Origin of the sequence: Albidovulum sp., assembly GCF_008933605.1 — a bacterium.
GTDB lineage: Bacteria > Pseudomonadota > Alphaproteobacteria > Rhodobacterales > Rhodobacteraceae > Albidovulum.
Genome location: NZ_WBUS01000071.1, coordinates 1 through 17360, shown reverse-complemented (window position 1 = coordinate 17360; position 17360 = coordinate 1). Strand labels below are relative to the sequence as shown.

The 17360-nt window shown below is 68.6% G+C and carries 14 protein-coding genes and 1 pseudogene; 10 read left to right on the top strand and 5 right to left on the bottom strand.

The genetic code is table 11. The annotated features are described in order from the left end of the window. Nucleotides 1–292, bottom strand: a pseudogene (locus tag F9K34_RS10810) (BadF/BadG/BcrA/BcrD ATPase family protein); the annotation flags it as partial. 146 nt (nt 293–438) lie between these two features. On the opposite strand from F9K34_RS10810, the gene F9K34_RS10805 reads away from it, so the two are divergent. The 6 genes from F9K34_RS10805 to F9K34_RS10780 all read left to right on the top strand — a co-directional run bounded on the left by F9K34_RS10805 (nt 439) and on the right by F9K34_RS10780 (nt 6499). Then, a complete protein-coding gene (locus tag F9K34_RS10805) occupies nt 439–1368 on the top strand; it encodes an N-acetylmuramic acid 6-phosphate etherase (protein WP_291336976.1) in 930 nt (309 codons plus the stop codon). 1 nt (nt 1369) lies between these two features. Next, nucleotides 1370–2626 (top strand): ABC transporter substrate-binding protein, encoded by a 1257-nt coding sequence (locus tag F9K34_RS10800; protein ID WP_291336975.1) that lies wholly within the window; start codon nt 1370–1372, stop codon nt 2624–2626. Nucleotides 2627–2717: 91 nt separating this feature from the next. After that, nucleotides 2718–3629 (top strand): carbohydrate ABC transporter permease, encoded by a 912-nt coding sequence (locus tag F9K34_RS10795; protein WP_291336974.1) that lies wholly within the window; start codon nt 2718–2720, stop codon nt 3627–3629. Between the two features lie 7 nt (nt 3630–3636). Beyond that, a complete protein-coding gene (locus tag F9K34_RS10790) occupies nt 3637–4476 on the top strand; it encodes a carbohydrate ABC transporter permease (protein WP_291336973.1) in 840 nt (279 codons plus the stop codon). Then, nucleotides 4473–5504, top strand: coding sequence for a Gfo/Idh/MocA family protein (locus F9K34_RS10785; RefSeq protein WP_291336972.1), 1032 nt, complete (start codon nt 4473–4475; stop codon nt 5502–5504). Before F9K34_RS10790 ends, F9K34_RS10785 begins: the two co-directional genes overlap by 4 nt. Beyond that, a complete protein-coding gene (locus F9K34_RS10780) occupies nt 5501–6499 on the top strand; it encodes an ABC transporter ATP-binding protein (protein WP_291336971.1) in 999 nt (332 codons plus the stop codon). The genes F9K34_RS10785 and F9K34_RS10780 overlap by 4 nt, the downstream gene beginning before the upstream one ends. Nucleotides 6500–6549: 50 nt before the next feature. Here the strand turns inward: F9K34_RS10780 and F9K34_RS10775 are convergent, their stop codons facing one another. Further along, nucleotides 6550–8172, bottom strand: coding sequence for an alpha-D-glucose phosphate-specific phosphoglucomutase (locus F9K34_RS10775; RefSeq protein WP_291336970.1), 1623 nt, complete (start codon nt 8170–8172; stop codon nt 6550–6552). A gap of 22 nt (nt 8173–8194) precedes the next feature. Beyond that, complete coding sequence (locus F9K34_RS10770) at nt 8195–8821, bottom strand: helix-turn-helix domain-containing protein (RefSeq protein WP_291336969.1); 627 nt, start codon at nt 8819–8821, stop codon at nt 8195–8197. An 85-nt stretch (nt 8822–8906) separates the two neighbouring features. Between F9K34_RS10770 and F9K34_RS10765 the strand changes: the two genes are divergently transcribed. From F9K34_RS10765 to F9K34_RS10755, 3 genes are read left to right on the top strand one after another with little or no spacing between them, the layout of a single operon-like run. Then, nucleotides 8907–10418 (top strand): class I adenylate-forming enzyme family protein, encoded by a 1512-nt coding sequence (locus F9K34_RS10765; protein ID WP_291336968.1) that lies wholly within the window; start codon nt 8907–8909, stop codon nt 10416–10418. After that, nucleotides 10415–11065, top strand: coding sequence for a DsbA family oxidoreductase (locus F9K34_RS10760; protein WP_291336967.1), 651 nt, complete (start codon nt 10415–10417; stop codon nt 11063–11065). The genes F9K34_RS10765 and F9K34_RS10760 overlap by 4 nt, the downstream gene beginning before the upstream one ends. Further along, the gene (locus F9K34_RS10755) at nt 11062–12276 is read left to right on the top strand and encodes a multidrug effflux MFS transporter (protein ID WP_291336966.1); all 1215 of its coding nucleotides are present in this window, start codon (nt 11062–11064) and stop codon (nt 12274–12276) included. The genes F9K34_RS10760 and F9K34_RS10755 overlap by 4 nt, the downstream gene beginning before the upstream one ends. Here F9K34_RS10755 and mfd read toward each other — a convergent pair. Beyond that, a complete protein-coding gene (mfd, locus tag F9K34_RS10750; protein ID WP_291336965.1) occupies nt 12273–15707 on the bottom strand; it encodes a transcription-repair coupling factor in 3435 nt (1144 codons plus the stop codon). The genes F9K34_RS10755 and mfd overlap by 4 nt on opposite strands. 31 nt (nt 15708–15738) lie before the next feature. After that, a complete protein-coding gene (locus F9K34_RS10745; RefSeq protein WP_291336964.1) occupies nt 15739–16266 on the bottom strand; it encodes a component of SufBCD complex in 528 nt (175 codons plus the stop codon). A 132-nt stretch (nt 16267–16398) separates the two neighbouring features. On the opposite strand from F9K34_RS10745, the gene hemB reads away from it, so the two are divergent. Beyond that, nucleotides 16399–17360 (top strand): porphobilinogen synthase (gene hemB, locus F9K34_RS10740; RefSeq protein WP_291336963.1); only part of this gene is annotated, 962 nt, incomplete at its 3' end.

The following is a 17360-nucleotide window of genomic DNA, read 5'->3' as shown; positions in this document are numbered from 1 at the left end:
CCGCATCGCCCAGGGGCAGCGCGGCGGCGACCCGGCCGGCGATCGCCGGGCCCGTCACCCCGGCGAGGCCGAGATGGGCGACGGCGGCGTGGATCACCCCGGCGGCGACGCCGGCCTTCGCGGCGAGCGCGAGGATCGCCTCGCGGATCGTTGCCACCGCGCAGTCGAAATCGGTCGAGACGTTCGCCGGGCCAAGCGTCACCTCGTGCCGCCGGCCCGCGGCGACGAGCGCCGCACGGCAGGAAGAACCGCCGCCGTCGACCCCGAGAATGATCCTGCCGGTCTCCACCATGGAAATACCTTTATAATACCTTTCATCAAAAGAAAAGATCCGAAGGCGGCGTCACGGCGCGTGAATGCTGTTTCGGCGCCATCTGGCGAGAACCCGATGGACAACAGGTATTAAAAAGGTATTATCTCTCCATCCGGAGGGATTCGATGCCGAAATCCGCGACAGAGCGTCTGCATCCGTTGGCCAGGGGGCTCGACGCACTCCCGGGTGCCGAGGCGCTCGACCGGCTCCTTTCGGCGCAGGAGACCGCCCTCGCGGCCATCCGCCCTGCCCTGCCCGCGCTCGATGCCGGCGCCCGCCTGATGGCGCGCTGCGTCGCCGCGGGCGGGAGCCTCGTCTATGCGGGTGCCGGGTCCTCGGCGCTGATGGCGATGGCGGACGGGCTGGAACTGCCCGGCACGTTCGGCCTGTCCGCCGACCGCATCCGCATCCTCATGGCGGGCGGCCTGCCGCGCGAGTCCCGCATGCCGGGCGACACGGAGGACGACGCCGCCGAGGCCGAGGCGGCCGCGGCGGTCATCGCCGCGGGCGATACCGTCATCGCCGTCACCGCCTCGGGAAGCACGCCCTACACGCTTGCCGCCGCACGGGCGGCGCGCCAGCGCGGCGCGCGCGTCATCGCCATCGCGAACAACTCCGACGCCGCGATCTTCGCCGAGGCGGAGGTCGCCATCTGCCTGCCGACGCCGCCGGAACTCGTGGCCGGATCGACCCGCATGGGCGCGGGCACGGCGCAGAAGGTGGCGCTCAACCTCATGTCCACGCTCATGGGCATCCGGCTTGGCGCCATCCATGACGGCATGATGGTCGCGCTCGTCGCGGACAACGCGAAGCTGAAGGCCCGCGCCCGGACGATGGTGGAGACGATCGCCGGGGTGCGCCCCGGGGCCGCCGCCGACGCCCTCGCCGAGGCGGGTGGAGCGGTCAAGCCGGCCGTCCTGATCGCGCGGGGCCTCACGCCGGCCGCCGCGACGACGATACTCGCGCAAAGCGGGGACAATCTCCGCGCGGCACTCGCGCGGATCGAAACGACCGGCCCGGCGGGGCCGGGGACAACAACCAGCAAGGGAGTATGAGATGAAACGGAGCCGACTGGCCGGGCTGCTGCTGGCCTCCACGATCCTCGCCGCCGGCATGGCGGCGGCGCAGGACGTCACGCTCACGATCGAGAGCTGGCGCAACGACGACCTGACGATCTGGCAGGACCAGATCATCCCGGCCTTCGAGGCCGCGCATCCCGGCATCAAGGTGCAGTTCACGCCCTCGGCGCCGACAGAGTACAACGCGGCGCTCAACTCCAAGCTCGATGCCGGCACGGCAGGCGACCTGATCACCTGCCGCCCCTTCGACGCCTCGCTCTCGCTCTTCCAGGGTGGCAAGCTCGCCGACCTTTCGGGCCTTGCCGCCATGGCGAACTTCTCCGACGTCGCCAAGTCGGCCTGGCAGACCGACGACGCCGCGGCGACCTTCTGCGTGCCGATGGCGAGCGTGATCCACGGCTTCATCTACAACAAGGACGCCTTTGACGCCCTCGGCCTCGCGCCGCCGGCGACGATGGAGGAGTTCTACGGCGTCCTCGACAAGATCAAGGCGGACGGCACCTACGTGCCCATGGCGATGGGCACCATCGACCAGTGGGAGGCCGCGACGATGGCCTACCAGAACATCGGGCCGAACTACTGGAAGGGCGAGGAGGGCCGCCTCGCGCTGATCAAGGGCGAGCAGAAGCTCACCGACGAGCCCTGGGTCGCCCCCTTCCGCGAACTGGCGCGCTGGAAGGACTATCTCGGCGACGGCTACGAGGCGCAGACCTATCCCGACAGCCAGAACCTCTTCACGCTCGGCCGCGCGGCGATCTATCCGGCCGGATCCTGGGAGATCTCCGGCTTCAACGCGCAGGCCGGCTTCACCATGGGTGCCTTCCCGCCGCCGGTCGTGGCGGCAGGCGACACATGCTACATCTCGGACCACACCGACATCGCCATCGGCATGAACGCGGCCACGAAACACCCCGAGGAGGCCAAGGCGTTCCTCGAATGGGTGGGATCGAGCGAGTTCGCCACGCTCTATGCCAACGCCCTGCCCGGCTTCTTCTCGCTGAACTCGGCGCCCGTCGAGATGGCCGATCCCCTGGCGCAGGAATTCGTCTCCTGGCGGGGCAAGTGTTCCTCGACGATCCGCTCGACCTACCAGATCCTGTCGCGCGGCACGCCGAACCTCGAGAACGAGACCTGGAACGCGAGCGCCAATGTCATCAAGGGCACCGAGACGCCCGAGGACGCGGCCAAGCGCCTGCAGGAAGGGCTCGCCTCCTGGTACGAGCCGCAGAAGTGACATCTCGCCCCTAGGGGCGAGCCCGCGGGGGGCGTTCCGCCCCCCGCACCTCCCGAGAGAATCCCCGCCACTGTGCATGAAGGAACGCGAGATGGCAGTCCGGCCACGGTACCACATCGCGGTCTTCCTGGCGCCGGCCGTGCTCGTCTATACGGCGGTGATGATATGGCCGCTTTTCAACACCTTGCGGCTGTCTCTTTATACGCAAGGAGCGGCGGGCCATGTCTTCGCGGGCCTGCGGAACTTCCAGACGCTCTTCGGCGATCCGCACTGGGCTGATGCCTTCTGGAACGCGCTTGCCAACAACGTCTGGTTCTTCGTGATCCACATGGCGGTGCAGAATCCGATCGGGATCGGGCTGGCCGCGATCCTCAGCCACCCGCGCCTGCGCTTCGCCACGTTCTACCGCTCCGCCATCTTCATTCCGACGATCCTTTCCTTCGTAATCGTCGGCTTCGCCTGGAAGCTGATCCTGTCGCCGATCTGGGGCATCGCGCCGTCCATGCTCGACGCGGTGGGGCTGAAGTCGCTCTACGCCCCGTGGCTCGGAAAGGAGGACTACGCGCTGACGACGCTTGCGCTGATCTCGGTGTGGCAGTTCGTCGGCATCCCGATGATGCTGATCTATGCCGCCTTGCTCGCCATCCCCGAGGGCGTGCTGGAAGCGGGCGAGATCGACGGGATCACCGGCTGGGCCGCGTTCTGGCGGATCAAGCTGCCGCTTGTCCTGCCCTCGATCGGGATCATCTCGATCCTGACCTTCGTCGGCAACTTCAATGCCTTCGACCTCATCTACGCGGCGCAGGGGGCGCTCGCCGGGCCGGATTTCTCCACCGACATCCTCGGCACATTCCTCTACCGGACCTTCTTCGGCTTCCAGCTCCAGCTTGGCGATCCGCACATGGGGGCCGCTATCGCCACGGCGATGTTCGCGATCATCCTGACCGGCGTCTGCCTATACCTCTTTCTCATCCAGACGCGCCTGCGGCGCTACCAGTTCTGAGGCCGCCATGAACCGCGCGCGCTCCAGCAGGCTGAACACCGTCGCCGCCCACGCCGCGCTTCTCGCCTGGACGGCGATCGCGCTCTTCCCGGTCTTCGTGATCCTGATCAACTCCTTCAAGACCCGGCGGGCGATCTTTGCCGAGCCGCTGTCCCTGCCGTCCGAGGCAAGTTTCTCGATGGTGGGGTACCGCACGGTGATGGCGCAGGGGGACTTCCTTCTCTATTTCCAGAACTCGCTGATCGTCACCGTCGGCTCGCTCGCCTTCACCCTTCTCTTCGGCGCCATGGCGGCCTTTGCGCTGAGCGAGTACCGCTTCCGCGGCAACATGCTGTTGGGTCTCTACCTCGCGCTCGGCATCATGATCCCGATCCGGATCGGCACAGTGGCGATCCTGGAGCTCATGGTGCAGACCGGGCTCGTGAACACGCTTTTCGCGCTGATCCTCGTCTACACGGCACAGGGCCTGCCGCTGGCCGTGTTCATCCTCTCGGAGTTCATGCGCCAGGTCTCCGACGACCTGAAGAATGCCGGCCGCATCGACGGGATGAGCGAATATGCGATCTTCGTCCGGCTGGTCCTGCCGCTGGTCCGCCCGGCGATGGCCACGGTCGCGGTCTTCAACATGATCCCGATCTGGAACGACCTCTGGTTTCCGCTGATCCTCGCCCCCGGCGAGGCCACGAAGACGCTGACGCTCGGCTCGCAGGTCTTCATCGGACAGTTCGTGACCGACTGGAACGCGGTCCTCTCGGCGCTCAGCCTTGCGATCCTGCCGGCGCTTGTCCTCTATGTCCTCTTCTCGCGGCAACTGATCCGCGGCATTACATCGGGAGCGGTGAAATGAAGGTTCTGATCGCCGGGCTTGGCAACATGGGCCTGTCCCATGCGCTGGCCCATCACCATCACCCGGGCGCGGAGATCGTGGCGTTGGTGAACCGCTCCGCTGTCGCGCTGCCGCCCGAGCTGCAATCCTACCCCCTAATCAATGACTTCCACGCCGCCCTTGCAGCGACCCGGCCGGAGGTCGTGGTCATCGCCACCTATTCGGACAGCCATGCCGACTATGCCTGCGCGGCCCTGGAACGGGGCGCGCATGTCTTCGTCGAGAAACCGCTGGCCACGACCGTCGCCGACGCCCGGCGCGTGGTGGACCTCGCCAAGAGGACCGGGCGCAAACTCGTCGTCGGCTACATCCTGCGCCACCACCCCTCCTGGCAGCGGCTCATCGCCGAGGCACGGGCGCTCGGCGGGCCCTACGTCTTCCGGCTGAACCTCAACCAGCAGTCCACGGGACCGACCTGGGAAGTGCACAAGGCGCTGATGCGGACGACCCCGCCCATCGTCGACTGCGGCGTCCATTATGTCGACGTGATGTGCCAGATCACCGACGCGCCGCCCCTGCGGGTGAATGGCATGGGGTTGCGGCTTTCCGACGAGATTGCCAAGGACATGTACAACTACGGACAGTTCCAGGTGGTCTTCGCCGACGGCTCGGTCGGCTGGTACGAGGCCGGCTGGGGTCCGATGATGTCCGAGGTCGCCTATTTCGTGAAGGACGTGATCAGCCCCCGCGGCGCGGTCTCGATCCTGTCGGGGATGCATCCCGCCTCGGATTCGGTCGAAGGGCATACCCGGGTGGGCAGCCTGCGCGTCCACCGTGCGGGCGGCACGGACGAGGACGTGGACTTCCCGGGCGAGCCCGGCCACCAGGCGCTCTGCGATGCCGAGCAGGACTTCGTGCTGCAGGCGATCGCCGAAGACCGCGACCTCACCCGGCACATGGAGGACGCGGTGTCCTCGCTCGCCGTCTGCCTTGCGGCGGACGAAAGCATCCGCACCAGCCGCACCGTGCACCTGGACGCTGCAAGATGACCGCGCTCTCTCTTGAAAACATAAGCAAATCATTCGGCGACGTGCAGGTTCTGCGGAACATCGACCTGGTGGTCGAGCCGGAGGAGTTCGTCGTCTTCGTGGGCCCTTCCGGCTGCGGCAAGTCCACGCTGCTGCGCGTCATCGCGGGGCTCGAGGATGCGAGCGCCGGCACCGTGCGCATCGGCGGCCGCGACGTCACGCGGACGCCCCCGGCGAAACGCGGCATCGCCATGGTGTTCCAGTCCTACGCGCTCTACCCCCATCTCGACGTCGAGGGCAACATGGCGCTCGGACTGAAGCAGGCCGGAGAGAGCCGCGCCGTCATTGCCGAGCGGATCGCGACGGCGGCGCGGATGCTCTCGCTCGAACCCTATCTGAAGCGCCGGCCTTCCGAGCTTTCGGGCGGCCAGCGTCAGCGCGTCGCGATCGGCCGCGCCATCGTCCGCAAGCCCGACCTCTTCCTCTTCGACGAACCCCTCTCGAACCTCGATGCCGCACTCAGGATGGCGACGCGGGTCGAGATCGCGCGGATCCACCGCGAGCTCGGAACCGCGATGATCTACGTGACCCATGACCAGACCGAGGCGATGACGCTCGCCAACCGGATCGTCATCCTGCGCGACGGGCGGATCGAGCAGGTGGGCAGCCCGATGGCGCTCTACAACGATCCCGACAACCTTTTCGTCGCCGGCTTCCTCGGAGCGCCCTCAATGAACTTCCTGCCCGCCGGCCGGCTCGGCGCGCCGGGAGCGACGGTCGGAATAAGGCCCGAGCATCTGCGGCTTGCGACGGAGGGGCCGCTCGCCGGCACCATCACCCACGTCGAGCGACTGGGCGCCGACACCAACCTCCTCGTCACGCTTGGCAGCGGCGAAACCCTGACCGTGCGCCTCTTCGGCCAGCACCCGCAGCAGGTGGGGGATGCCGTCGCACTTGCCTTCGACGCGGCCAGTGCCTATTCCTTCGATGCTGAAGGTCAACGCATAAGATTCTGATATTACTATAATTTTACCGCGTTTTTCTGCGCAGGGGGATGCCTGCCGGATCAGGTGACAACGTCGGGCCCCTGGCGTCCGGTGGTGGCCCGGATCGCCGCAAGCGTCTCGGCCGCGCGGATCACCGGGGCGAGCGCCGCCTGCACCTCGGCATCGAGCCCCTCCGGCCCGGCGACGCAGCGTTCGAGATAGAGCCGGAGCGTCGCGCCCTCCGTCCCCGTGCCCGAGAGCCTGAGCACGATGCGCGAGCCGTCGGTGAACACGACCCGCAGCCCCTGCCCGCGGGAGACGGAACCGTCCACCGGATCGGCATAGGCGAAATCGTCTGCCGCGGCGACCGTCATACCCTCGATGCACGTCCCCGGCAGCGCCGCCAGCCGGCCGTGCAACCTGTCCATCACCCGGTTGGCGAGCTCGGCCGTCAACGCCTCGTAGTCGTGCCGGGAATAGTAGTTCCGGCCGAAGCGTCGCCAGTGGTCTTCCATGATTTCCCGAATGCTTTGCTTGCGTTCCGCAAGGATATTCAACCAGAGGAGAACCGCCCAGAGCCCGTCCTTCTCGCGCACGTGGTCCGAGCCCGTGCCGAAGCTCTCCTCGCCGCAGAGCGTCACCCGGCCGGCATCGAGGAGGTTGCCGAAGAACTTCCAGCCCGTCGGCGTCTCGTAGGAGCCGATCCCCAGTGCCGCCGCCACCCGATCCGCCGCCGTCGAGGTGGGCATGGACCGCGCCACGCCCCTGAGCCCGGCGCGATATCCCGGCGCGAGATGGGCGTTCGCAGCCAGCACCGCCAGGCTGTCGGAGGGCGCGACGTAGATGCCCCGCCCGACGACCATGTTGCGGTCGCCGTCCCCGTCCGACGCGGCGCCGAAATCGGGTGCGTCGGGGCCCATCATCTCGTCCATGAGCGCCTTGGCCCAGGTCGGATTCGGATCGGGATGCAGGCCGCCGAAGTCCGGCAGGGGCGTGGCGTTCACCACCGTTCCCGGTGCGGCGCCGAGCCGCTCTTCGAGTATCTCGGCGGCATAGGGCCCGGTGATCGCGCTCATCGCGTCGAACCGCATCCGGAAGCCGCGCGCGAAGAGCGCGCGGATCTTCGGAAAGTCGAAGAGAGTTTCCATTAACGCGGCGTAGTCCGCGACGGGGTCTATGACCGAAACCTGCATCCCGCCAATATGTTGCTCGCCGATCCTGTCAATCTCCACATCCGGCTCGTCGGCCAGGCGGTAGGCATCGATCTCCTGCGTGCGGGCATGGATCGCCTCGGTCAGCGCCTCCGGGGCGGGGCCGCCGTTCGCGGTGTTGAACTTGATCCCGAAGTCCTCATCGGGTCCGCCCGGGTTGTGCGAGGCCGAAAGGATCAGCCCGCCATCGGTCTTGTGGAGACGAATGAGATGGGAGGCCGCGGGCGTTGACAGGAGCCCGCCCCGCCCGACAATCACCCGGCGCGCGCCGTTGGCCGCCGCCATCTTCAGGATCACCTGCACCGCGCTGTCGTTGAAATAGCGCCCGTCGCCGCCGACGACATAGGTCCTGCCCTCGGCGCCTCCGGTCGCATCGAACACCGACTGCACGAAGTTTTCGAGGTAACCCTCTGACATGAAGACCTTCGTCTTCTTGCGCAACCCCGACGTGCCGGGCTTCTGCCCTTCGATCGGCCGTGTCCTGACCCGCATCCGATGCTCCCTGTCCTCGGGGCTAAACGAGGCTGGTGACCCAGAGGATCGTCGCGTCCTCCGGGCTCAGCGAAATGACGTTGTGCCCCATCGAGGCATCGTAATAGGCGCTGTCGCCGCGGCGCAGATCGACCGGCTCATGGAACTCCGTATAGAGCCGGACAATGCCGGTCAGCACGTAGAGGAATTCCTCGCCGTCGTGGCGCACCCAGCCGCCGAACTCGTCGAGGCTGCGGGCACGGATGCGCGCCGTGTAGGGCAGCATCTGCTTGCCGCGGAACGCGCCCGCGAGAAGCCGGTGCTCGTAGGTCGCGGTCGCCTGCGCCTGCCCCTCGGCCGCGGTCGTCACCGCCATCCGGCCCGAGGCCTGCGGCCGGGACGGCGGCGTGAAGAGCTGCGGGACCGAGATCGAAAGCCCCTGCGCCAGCTTCCTCAGCACCTCGTAAGTGGGCGACATCTGGCCATTTTCGATCTTCGAGAGCGTCGATCGCGCGACCCCCGCCTGGCTTGCCGCCTGCTCCAGCGTCCAGCCCCGTTCCTTGCGCAGGTCGCGCACGCGCTCGCCGAGGATCAAGGGCTGGGCCGGCTCATCCTGTGCCTGTCCGGCGCGGGCGATGCGGATGATTCCGGTCTGGTCGATGTCGCTCATCTGTTCGGTCCTGACGCCCTGACCGTGCATTAACGCCAATACGCCGCGCCTTGCAACGGCCCGGCTTGCAGCGTAGCGAGGGGTCATGCTGTCCGTGACCGACACCAAGGCGCCGGCGCCCTGTCCCGCACCCTTCAACCTCGCCCGTCACGTGCTCGCGGCGGCCGCGGACCGGCCCGATCACGTCGCGCTTCAGGTCCTGCGCCCCGCGGGTGCGGAACGCTGGAGCTACGGGCGGCTCGCTGCCGCCGTGCAGGGCGTGGCGACGGGTCTCGCCCGGGAAGGCTTGCGCCCCGGCGACCGCATCCTCCTCCGCCTCGGCAACGGGGTAGCCTTCCCGCTCGCCTTCCTCGGCGCAGTGGCGGGGGGATTCGTCCCGGTGCCGACGGCGGCGGGACTGACAGCGGGCGAGGTGACGCGGCTCTGCGCCCAGATCCGGCCCGCGCTCATCGTCGCAGGGAGCGGCGCCGCGCTGCCGGAAACTCCGCCCTGTCCGGTCCTCGGCGAGGCGGCGCTGCGCGGCTTCGAGGGGCAGCCCGGCCGAGACTGGGTGATGGGCGACCCCGATCGGCTGGCCTACATCGTCTTCACCTCCGGCACCTCGGGCACGCCGCGCGCCGTTGCCCATGCCCACCGTACTGTCTGGGCGCGCCGGATGATGCGCGACGGCTGGCACGCGATCGGGCCGGAGGACCGCGTCATGCACGCGGGCGCGCTCAACTGGACCTACACGCTCGGCGTCGGGCTCTTCGATCCCTGGGCCGTGGGCGCGACGGCGCTGATCCCCGCCGAGGGGGTGGCGGCGGAGCAGCTGCCGCTCCTCGCGCGGCGCTTCGATGTCACGGTTTTTGCTGCTGTACCAGGAGTTTACCGCCGCATCCTCGCACATGGCGACGGGCTTGCGCTGCCCCGCCTCCGGCACGGTCTTTCGGCCGGCGAGAGACTCCCCCCTGCGCTCCGCGCCCGCTGGCAGGCGGCCACCGGGACCGACCTGCACGAGGCGATGGGGCTTTCGGAATGCTCCACCTTTCTCTCCTCCTCGCCTGCCCGCCCGGCGCCGGAGGGCGCGACCGGCTACCCGCAGCCCGGCCGCCGCGTCGCCGTCCTCGGCCCCGACGGTGCTCCCGTGCCGCGGGGAGAGCCGGGCCTGCTGGCGGTCCATCGGAGCGATCCCGGGCTCTTCCTCGGTAGCTGGGAAAGCGAAACAATCGCACCCATCACCGGCGACTGGTTCCAGACTGGCGACATGGCCATCATGGCGGAAGATGGCGCGATCACCAGCCTCGGCCGCGCCGACGACATGCTGACCGCCGGCGGCTTCCGCGTGTCGCCGGCGGAGATCGAGGGCGCGATGGCCGCCTGCCCCGGCGTGACGGCGAGCGCGGCGGTGGAACTGCCGGTGAAGGCCGATACCACGGTGATCGCTCTCATCTACGCCGGCGAGGCCGGGGAGAGGGCGCTCCGTGCCCATGCCGAGGCGCATCTCGCCCGCTACAAGCAGCCGCGCCTCTACCTTCGGCGCGACGCGATCCCGCAGACTGCCAACGGCAAGATCAATCGCCGCGCCCTGCGCGAGGAATGGAAGGCAAGCCAATGATAAGGCTGGATATCATATCGGACATCGCCTGCCCATGGTGCTACGTCGGCAAGGCCTACCTCGACCGCGCGCTCGAGGCGCGCCCGGACCATCCCTTCGCAATCGAGTGGCACCCGTTCCAGCTCAACCCCGAACTGCCGAGGGCCGGCATGGACCGGCGTGCCTACATGGAGGCGAAGTTCGGCGGCAAGGAGGGCGCGGTCCGCGCGCATCTGCCGCTCCTCGAACATGCCGCGGCGGCAGGGGTGGAACTGAACCTCGAGCGGATGACGCGCCAGCCGAACACGCTCGACGCGCACCGGCTCATCCACTGGGCCGGCCTCGAAGGGCGGCAGACGCCAATGGTCTCGGCGCTCTTCCGGGCCTTCTGGCGCGACGGGCGCGACCTGACCGATGCCGAAACGCTTGCCGATGTCGCCGCCGAGGCGGGCCTCGACCGGGCGATGGTCCACCGGCTGCTCGGGACCGACGCCGACGCCGCGGATATCCGCGCCCGCGACGCCCATTCCCGCGAACGCGGCGTGAACGCCGTGCCCGCCTTCATCATCGCCAACCGCCATGTCCTGCAGGGCGCGCAGCCGACCGAGATCTGGATGCGTGTCATCGACGACATCGCCGGCCAGCTTGCCGCCGGGGAGGGCCGATGACGTCCGGAACCGACGCCCGCCGCCTGCCCCTGCCCGAGTTCATCGTCCTGCTGGCGATGATGTTCGCGATGACCGCCTTCTCGATCGACGCGATGCTGCCGGCGATGCCGGAAATCGCCGCGGACCTCAGCCCGGAGGCCCCGAACCGCACGCAGCTCATCATCACGAGCTTCGTCTTCGGCATGGGGCTCGGCACCTTTCTCACCGGGCCGCTCTCCGACGCGCTGGGACGCCGGCGGGTAATCGTCGGCGGTGCGGTCCTCTACTGCATCGGCGCGGCGCTCGCCTGGGTGGCGCCCTCGCTCTGGCTGGTGCTGGCGGCGCGGGTCCTGCAGGGGCTCGGCGTGGCGGGACCCCGGGTCGCGGCGATGGCGCTGGTGCGCGACCTCTATTCCGGGCGGCAGATGGCGCGGATCGTGTCGATCACGATGATGGTCTTCGTGCTCGTCCCGGCGGTGGCGCCGCTCATCGGCTCCTGGATCATCGCGGGCTTTGGCTGGCGCGGCATCTTTCCGGCCTTCATCGCCTTCGCCCTGCTGTCCACCGGATGGTTCTGGCTCCGGCAGGCCGAAACCCTCCCGGTGCGCGCCCGCCGGCCGCTGCGGTTCGCCACGCTCGCCGCAGCCGTGCGCGAGATCCTGACCCACCGGCTCGTGGTCATGGTCATCCTCGTGATGACGCTCGCCTTCGCCTGCCTCTTCGCCACGCTTTCCTCGACCCAGCAGGTCTTCGACCGGCATTTCGGGCTGGCCGAGAGCTTCCCGCGCTGGTTCGCCGTCATCGCGCTCCTCTCGGGCTTCGCGAGCGTGCTCAACGCGCGGCTCGTGGTGCGGCTCGGCATGCGGGCGATGGCGACCGGCACCTTCGCCGCGCAGACCGTCAATTCCGCCGTCATGGTCCTGCTCTTCGGCGCCGGCCTCGTGCCCGAAGGGGCGGCCTTCTGGGTCTATTTCTACTGGACGGTGACGGTCTTCTTCATGGCCGGCCTGACCATCGGCAACCTGAACGCGCTCGCGCTCGAACCGATGGGGCATATCGCCGGCACGGCGGCCTCGGTCGTCACCGCTCTCGCCACCGTGCTCTCGGTGCTCGTGGCGGCGCCCATCGGGCTCGCCTTCGACGGCACGCCCCTGCCGCTGATGATCGGGGTCTTCGTCTGCTCGGCGCTTGCCGTACCGCTGATGCTCGCCCTGCCCCGGCGGGAGACCTAGGCGGCCTTTTCCGCCAGTTCCTTGGCAATCGCGAAGGCGCCCTTGATCTTCTCGCTGTCGCGGGTCCAGTCGCGCTGGAGGATCACCTTGTTGTCCTTGATCTTCGCAAGACCGTTCTGCGCCTGAAGAAACTCCACCAACCCCTTGGGATTTGGGAACTTGTCGGCATGGAACTGAACCGTCGCGCCCTTCGGTCCGAGGTCGAGGCGGCCGATGTGCGCGCGGCGGCACATCGCCTTGATCCGCATGACGAGGAGGAGCGTGTTGACCTCCTTCGGCACCGGGCCGAAGCGGTCGATGAGCTCGGCGGCGAAACCTTCGAGCTCCACCTTCGTGGTCAGCGACGACAACCGCCGGTAAAGCCCGAGCCGCACGTCGAGGTCGGGCACGTACTCCTCGGGGATCATCACCGGCACGCCGAGGTTGATCTGCGGCGACCACTGGCCATCCTCCCCGGTCGGCGCCTCGATGTCGCCGGCCTTAATCCGGGCGATCGTCTCCTCCAGCATATTCTGGTAAAGTTCGTAGCCTACCTCGTTGATATGGCCGGACTGTTCCTCGCCCAGGATATTGCCCGCCCCCCGCAGGTCGAGGTCCTGCGAGGCCAGCGAGAAGCCGGCGCCGAGGCTGTCGAGCGATCCCAGAAGCCGCAGCCGCTTCTGCGCGGCGGGCGTCAAGGGCGCGCGGGGCTTCGTGGTCAGGTAGCAGTAGGCGCGGAGCTTCGCCCGGCCGACGCGCCCGCGGATCTGGTAGAGCTGTGCGAGGCCGAACATGTCCGCTCGGTGGACAATCATCGTGTTGGCAGTGGGAATATCGAGGCCGCTTTCAACAATCGAGGTGGCCAGAAGCACGTCGTACTTGCCGTCGTAGAAGGCGTTCATCCGGTCGTCGAGGTCGCCGGCCGCCATCTGGCCGTGGGCAACGACGTAGCTCACCTCCGGCACATGGGTCTTCAGGAAGTCCTCGATCTCGGGCAGGTCCTTGATGCGCGGCACGACGTAGAACGACTGCCCGCCCCGGTAGCGTTCGCGCAGAAGGGCCTCGCGGATGGTGACGCTGTCGAACTCCGAGACATAGGTGCGGATTGCCAGCCGGTCGACCGGCGGCGTCCCGATGATGCTGAGATCCCGGACCCCTGTGAGCGACAGTTGAAGCGTCCGCGGGATCGGCGTCGCGGTCAGCGTGAGCACATGGATCTCCGACCGCATCTCCTTCAGCCGTTCCTTGTGGGCGACGCCGAAATGCTGCTCCTCGTCGATGATCAGGAGCCCGAGGTTGCGAAACTTCACGCCCTTTGCCAGCACCGCGTGGGTGCCGATGACGACGTCCACCGAGCCATCGGCCAGCCCGTCGCGGGTCGCCTGCGCGTCGCGGGCCGAGACGAAGCGCGAGAGCGGGCGCACGGCGATCGCGGTGCCGCGGAAACGCTCGGCGAAGGTCTTGAAGTGCTGGCGGGCAAGCAGGGTGGTCGGCGCGATGACGGCCACCTGCACGCCCGCCTGCGCCGCGACGAAGGCCGCGCGCATGGCGACCTCGGTCTTGCCGAAGCCCACGTCGCCGACGACGAGCCGGTCCATCGGCCGCCCCTCGGCGAGGTCACCCACCACCTCGTCGATGGCCGAGAGCTGGTCGTCGGTCTCCTGGTAGGGAAAGCGGGCTGCGAAGGCGTCGTATTCGTGGTGCGCGGCCTCGAGGACCGGCGCCTTCCGCAGAAGCCTTTCGGCCGCCACCCGCATGAGCCGTTCGGCCATCATGCGGATGCGTTCCTTGAGCCGCGCCTTCTTCGCCTGCCAGGCGCCGCCGCCGAGCCTGTCGAGGAGGCCCTCCTCGTGGCCGTAGCGGCTGAGGAGCTCGATGTTCTCGACCGGCAGGTAAAGCCGGTCACCGCCGGCGTATTCCAGGGCCACGCAGTCGTGCGGCGCACCGAGCGCGGTGATCGTTTCGAGCCCGGTGTAGCGGCCGACGCCGTGATCGACGTGCACGACGAGATCGCCGGGGGAAAGCGACTGCGCCTCGGTCAGGAAGTTGTCGGCCTTCCTGCGCTTCTTCGCGCCCCGGATGAGCCGTTCGCCGAGCACGTCCTGCTCGGAGACGACGGTCAGGTCGGCGGCCGTGAAGCCATGCTCCAGAGCCCAGACAGCGAGGAAGACGCCGCCGCGGCCCTCCGGCACCTCGCGGATGTCGCGGACCGGTCTGGCGCCGAGCAGGTCCTCGTCCTCCAGGAGACCCTTCAGCCGTTCGCGCGCGCCCTCCGAATAGGAGGCGATGATGACCTGGCCATCCGCGCGCCGCGCATTCACATGGTCCGCCAGGGCACTGAAAAGGTTCACGTTATCAAGCTGACGCTCGGGCGCAAAGTTGCGCCCGATCCGGCCGCCCGCATCCAGCACGCCCGGCCCCGTCGCCTGCGGCAGCGCGACGAGCTGGATCGCCCGGTGCCCGGAAATGGCCGCGTCCCAGCCCGCGTCGTCAAGGTAGAGCTGGCCCGGCGGACAGGGCTTGTAGACGGTGTCGAGCCGGTCCTTGCGCTTCATCGCCTCCGAGCGCGTGTCGTACTGGTCCTCGATCCCTTCCCAGCGCGCCAGCCGCGCCGGCGTCAGCTGGTCGTCCAGCATGACCGACGCGCCGGGCAGATAGTCAAAGAGCGTCTCCAGGCGGTCGTGGAAGAAGGGCAGCCAGTGCTCCATGCCGGCGTACTTGCGCCCCGCACTCACCGCCTCGTAGAGCGGATCGTCGGTGCCCGCCGCGCCGAACTCGATCCGGTAGGTCTGGCGGAAGCGCGTGATCGCGGCCTCGTCGAGGATCACCTCGGAGACGGGCGCAAGTTCCACCTTCGCCAGTTTCTCGGTCGTGCGTTGCGTCGCCGGGTCGAACCGCCGCGCGCCGTCGAGCACGTCGCCGAAGAGGTCGAGCCGCACCGGCCCGCCCTCCCCCGGCGGATAGATGTCGATGATGCCGCCGCGCACCGCGTAGTCGCCGGGCTCTGTCACCGTCGGGCTCTGGGTGAAGCCCATGCGGACAAGGAAGGCGCGCAAGGCGGCCTCGTTCAGACGCTGGCCCACGCGGGCGCTGAAGGCGGCCTCGCGGAGCACCTCGCGCGCCGGCAGGCGCTGGGTCGCGGCGTTAAGCGTGGTCAGGAGCACGAAGGGCTGCGGCAGCCCGTGGGCGAGCGCGGCGAGCGTCGCCATCCGCATGGCCGAGACATCGGCCGCGGGCGAGACCCGGTCATAGGGCAGGCAGTCCCAGGCCGGGAAGGTCAGGACCAGCGCGTCCGGCGCGAAGAAGGCGAGCGCCGACCGCATCGCCTCCATCCGCTTGTCGTCGCGGGCGACGTGGACGACGGGCGCGCCCTTCGCCAGCTCGCGCGCAACGAGACGGGCGTCAAAGCCTTCGGGCGCGCCGGAGAGGGTGATGTGGGCGGGCGTGGTCATGGCGGCTGAGGTAGCCTTCCCCGCGGCGGTGTCAACCGGGTAGCACCGAGATGTTGAAGTTCTGCAGCATCCCCCAGAAGGCGGTGACGAAGGTCGAGATCATGCCGATGACCTGCACGCCGACGCGGTGCAGCGCGAGCCGGCGGCGCAGCGCCTCGCCCCGGTCGCCCTCCTCGACGATCCGCCGCGCGGTGGTCACGCTCATCAGCCCCACGACCGTCAGCGGCGCGGCGATGAGGAACACGGCCTGCGCGAATTCGACCTTGTAGACGAAGCCGAGGAGGGCGAGCGTGGTCAGCGCGAAGGCGAGCATGGCGAGCAGGATCACCCCGGCCTCGCGGACGATGTAGAGGATGCGCGAGACGTTGATGCGCGCGATGTCCTCCAGATCGGCCTCGGCCTGCCCGCCGGTGCGGCGGGCGCGCAGCACCATGTCATAGGGAATGCCGAGCACCCAGTGGGAGGCGGAGGACCAGGTGACGGCCAGCGCGATCCAGTACCACAGGTTGGAGAAGGACCTGAGGTCGATCAGGTCGAAGATCAGTTTCGTCCAGTCCAAGTCCTGCCCCCTGATACGCCCCTCGGCGGGGCGTGTTGGCGCGATGCTAGCGGCGCCCTGCGGCGGTTTCCACCCTTGAGATGCGCACCGATCCGTGCAACCCGTTGCCAATCCCAAAACCCGAGGCGCGCCATGACCCCGATCCAAGCCCCCTTCCCCGGTCTCCGCTTCCGCCGCCTGCGCCGGACGGCCGCGCTGCGCGACCTCGCGCAGGAGCACCGGCTGAGCGTGAAGGACCTGATCTGGCCGGTCTTCGTGACCGACGTGCCGGGGGCGGACGTGGAGGTTCCCTCCATGCCGGGCGTGACGCGGCGGACGATCGACGGCGTGGCGCGCGCGGCGGAAGAGGCCGCGACGCTCGGCATCCCGGCGATCTGCCTTTTTCCCTACACCGATCCCGCGCTGAAGACCGAGACCTGCGAGGAGGCCTGGAACCCGGAGAACCTTTCCAACCGCGCGGTCCGCGCCATCAAGGCGGCCGTGCCCGAGGTGGCGGTGATGACCGACGTGGCGCTCGACCCCTACAACGCGCTCGGCCATGACGGGATCGTGCGGGACGGGGTGATCCTGAACGACGAGACGGTCGAGGCGCTGGTGAGGATGGCGCTCGCGCAGGCCGAGGCGGGCGCGGACATCCTCGGCCCCTCGGACATGATGGACGGGCGCATCGGCGCGATGCGCGCGGGCCTCGAGGCGGCGGGGCACAGGGACGTGGCCATTCTCTCCTACGCGGCGAAATACGCCTCGGCCTTCTACGGGCCCTTCCGCGACGCGGTCGGCGCCTCGGGCGCGCTGAAGGGCGACAAGAAGACCTACCAGATGAACCCCGGCAATTCCGACGAGGCATTGCGGCTCGTCGCGCGCGACCTTTCCGAGGGCGCGGACATGGTGATGGTCAAGCCGGGGATGCCCTATCTCGACATCTGCGCGCGTGTGAAGACGGCCTTCGGCGTGCCGACCTATGCCTACCAGGTCTCGGGCGAATACGCGATGCTGAAGGGGGCGATCCGGAACGGCTGGGTGAAGGACGAGGTGATCGTCGAAAGCCTGATGGCCTTCCGGCGGGCGGGCTGCGACGGCGTGCTGACCTATTT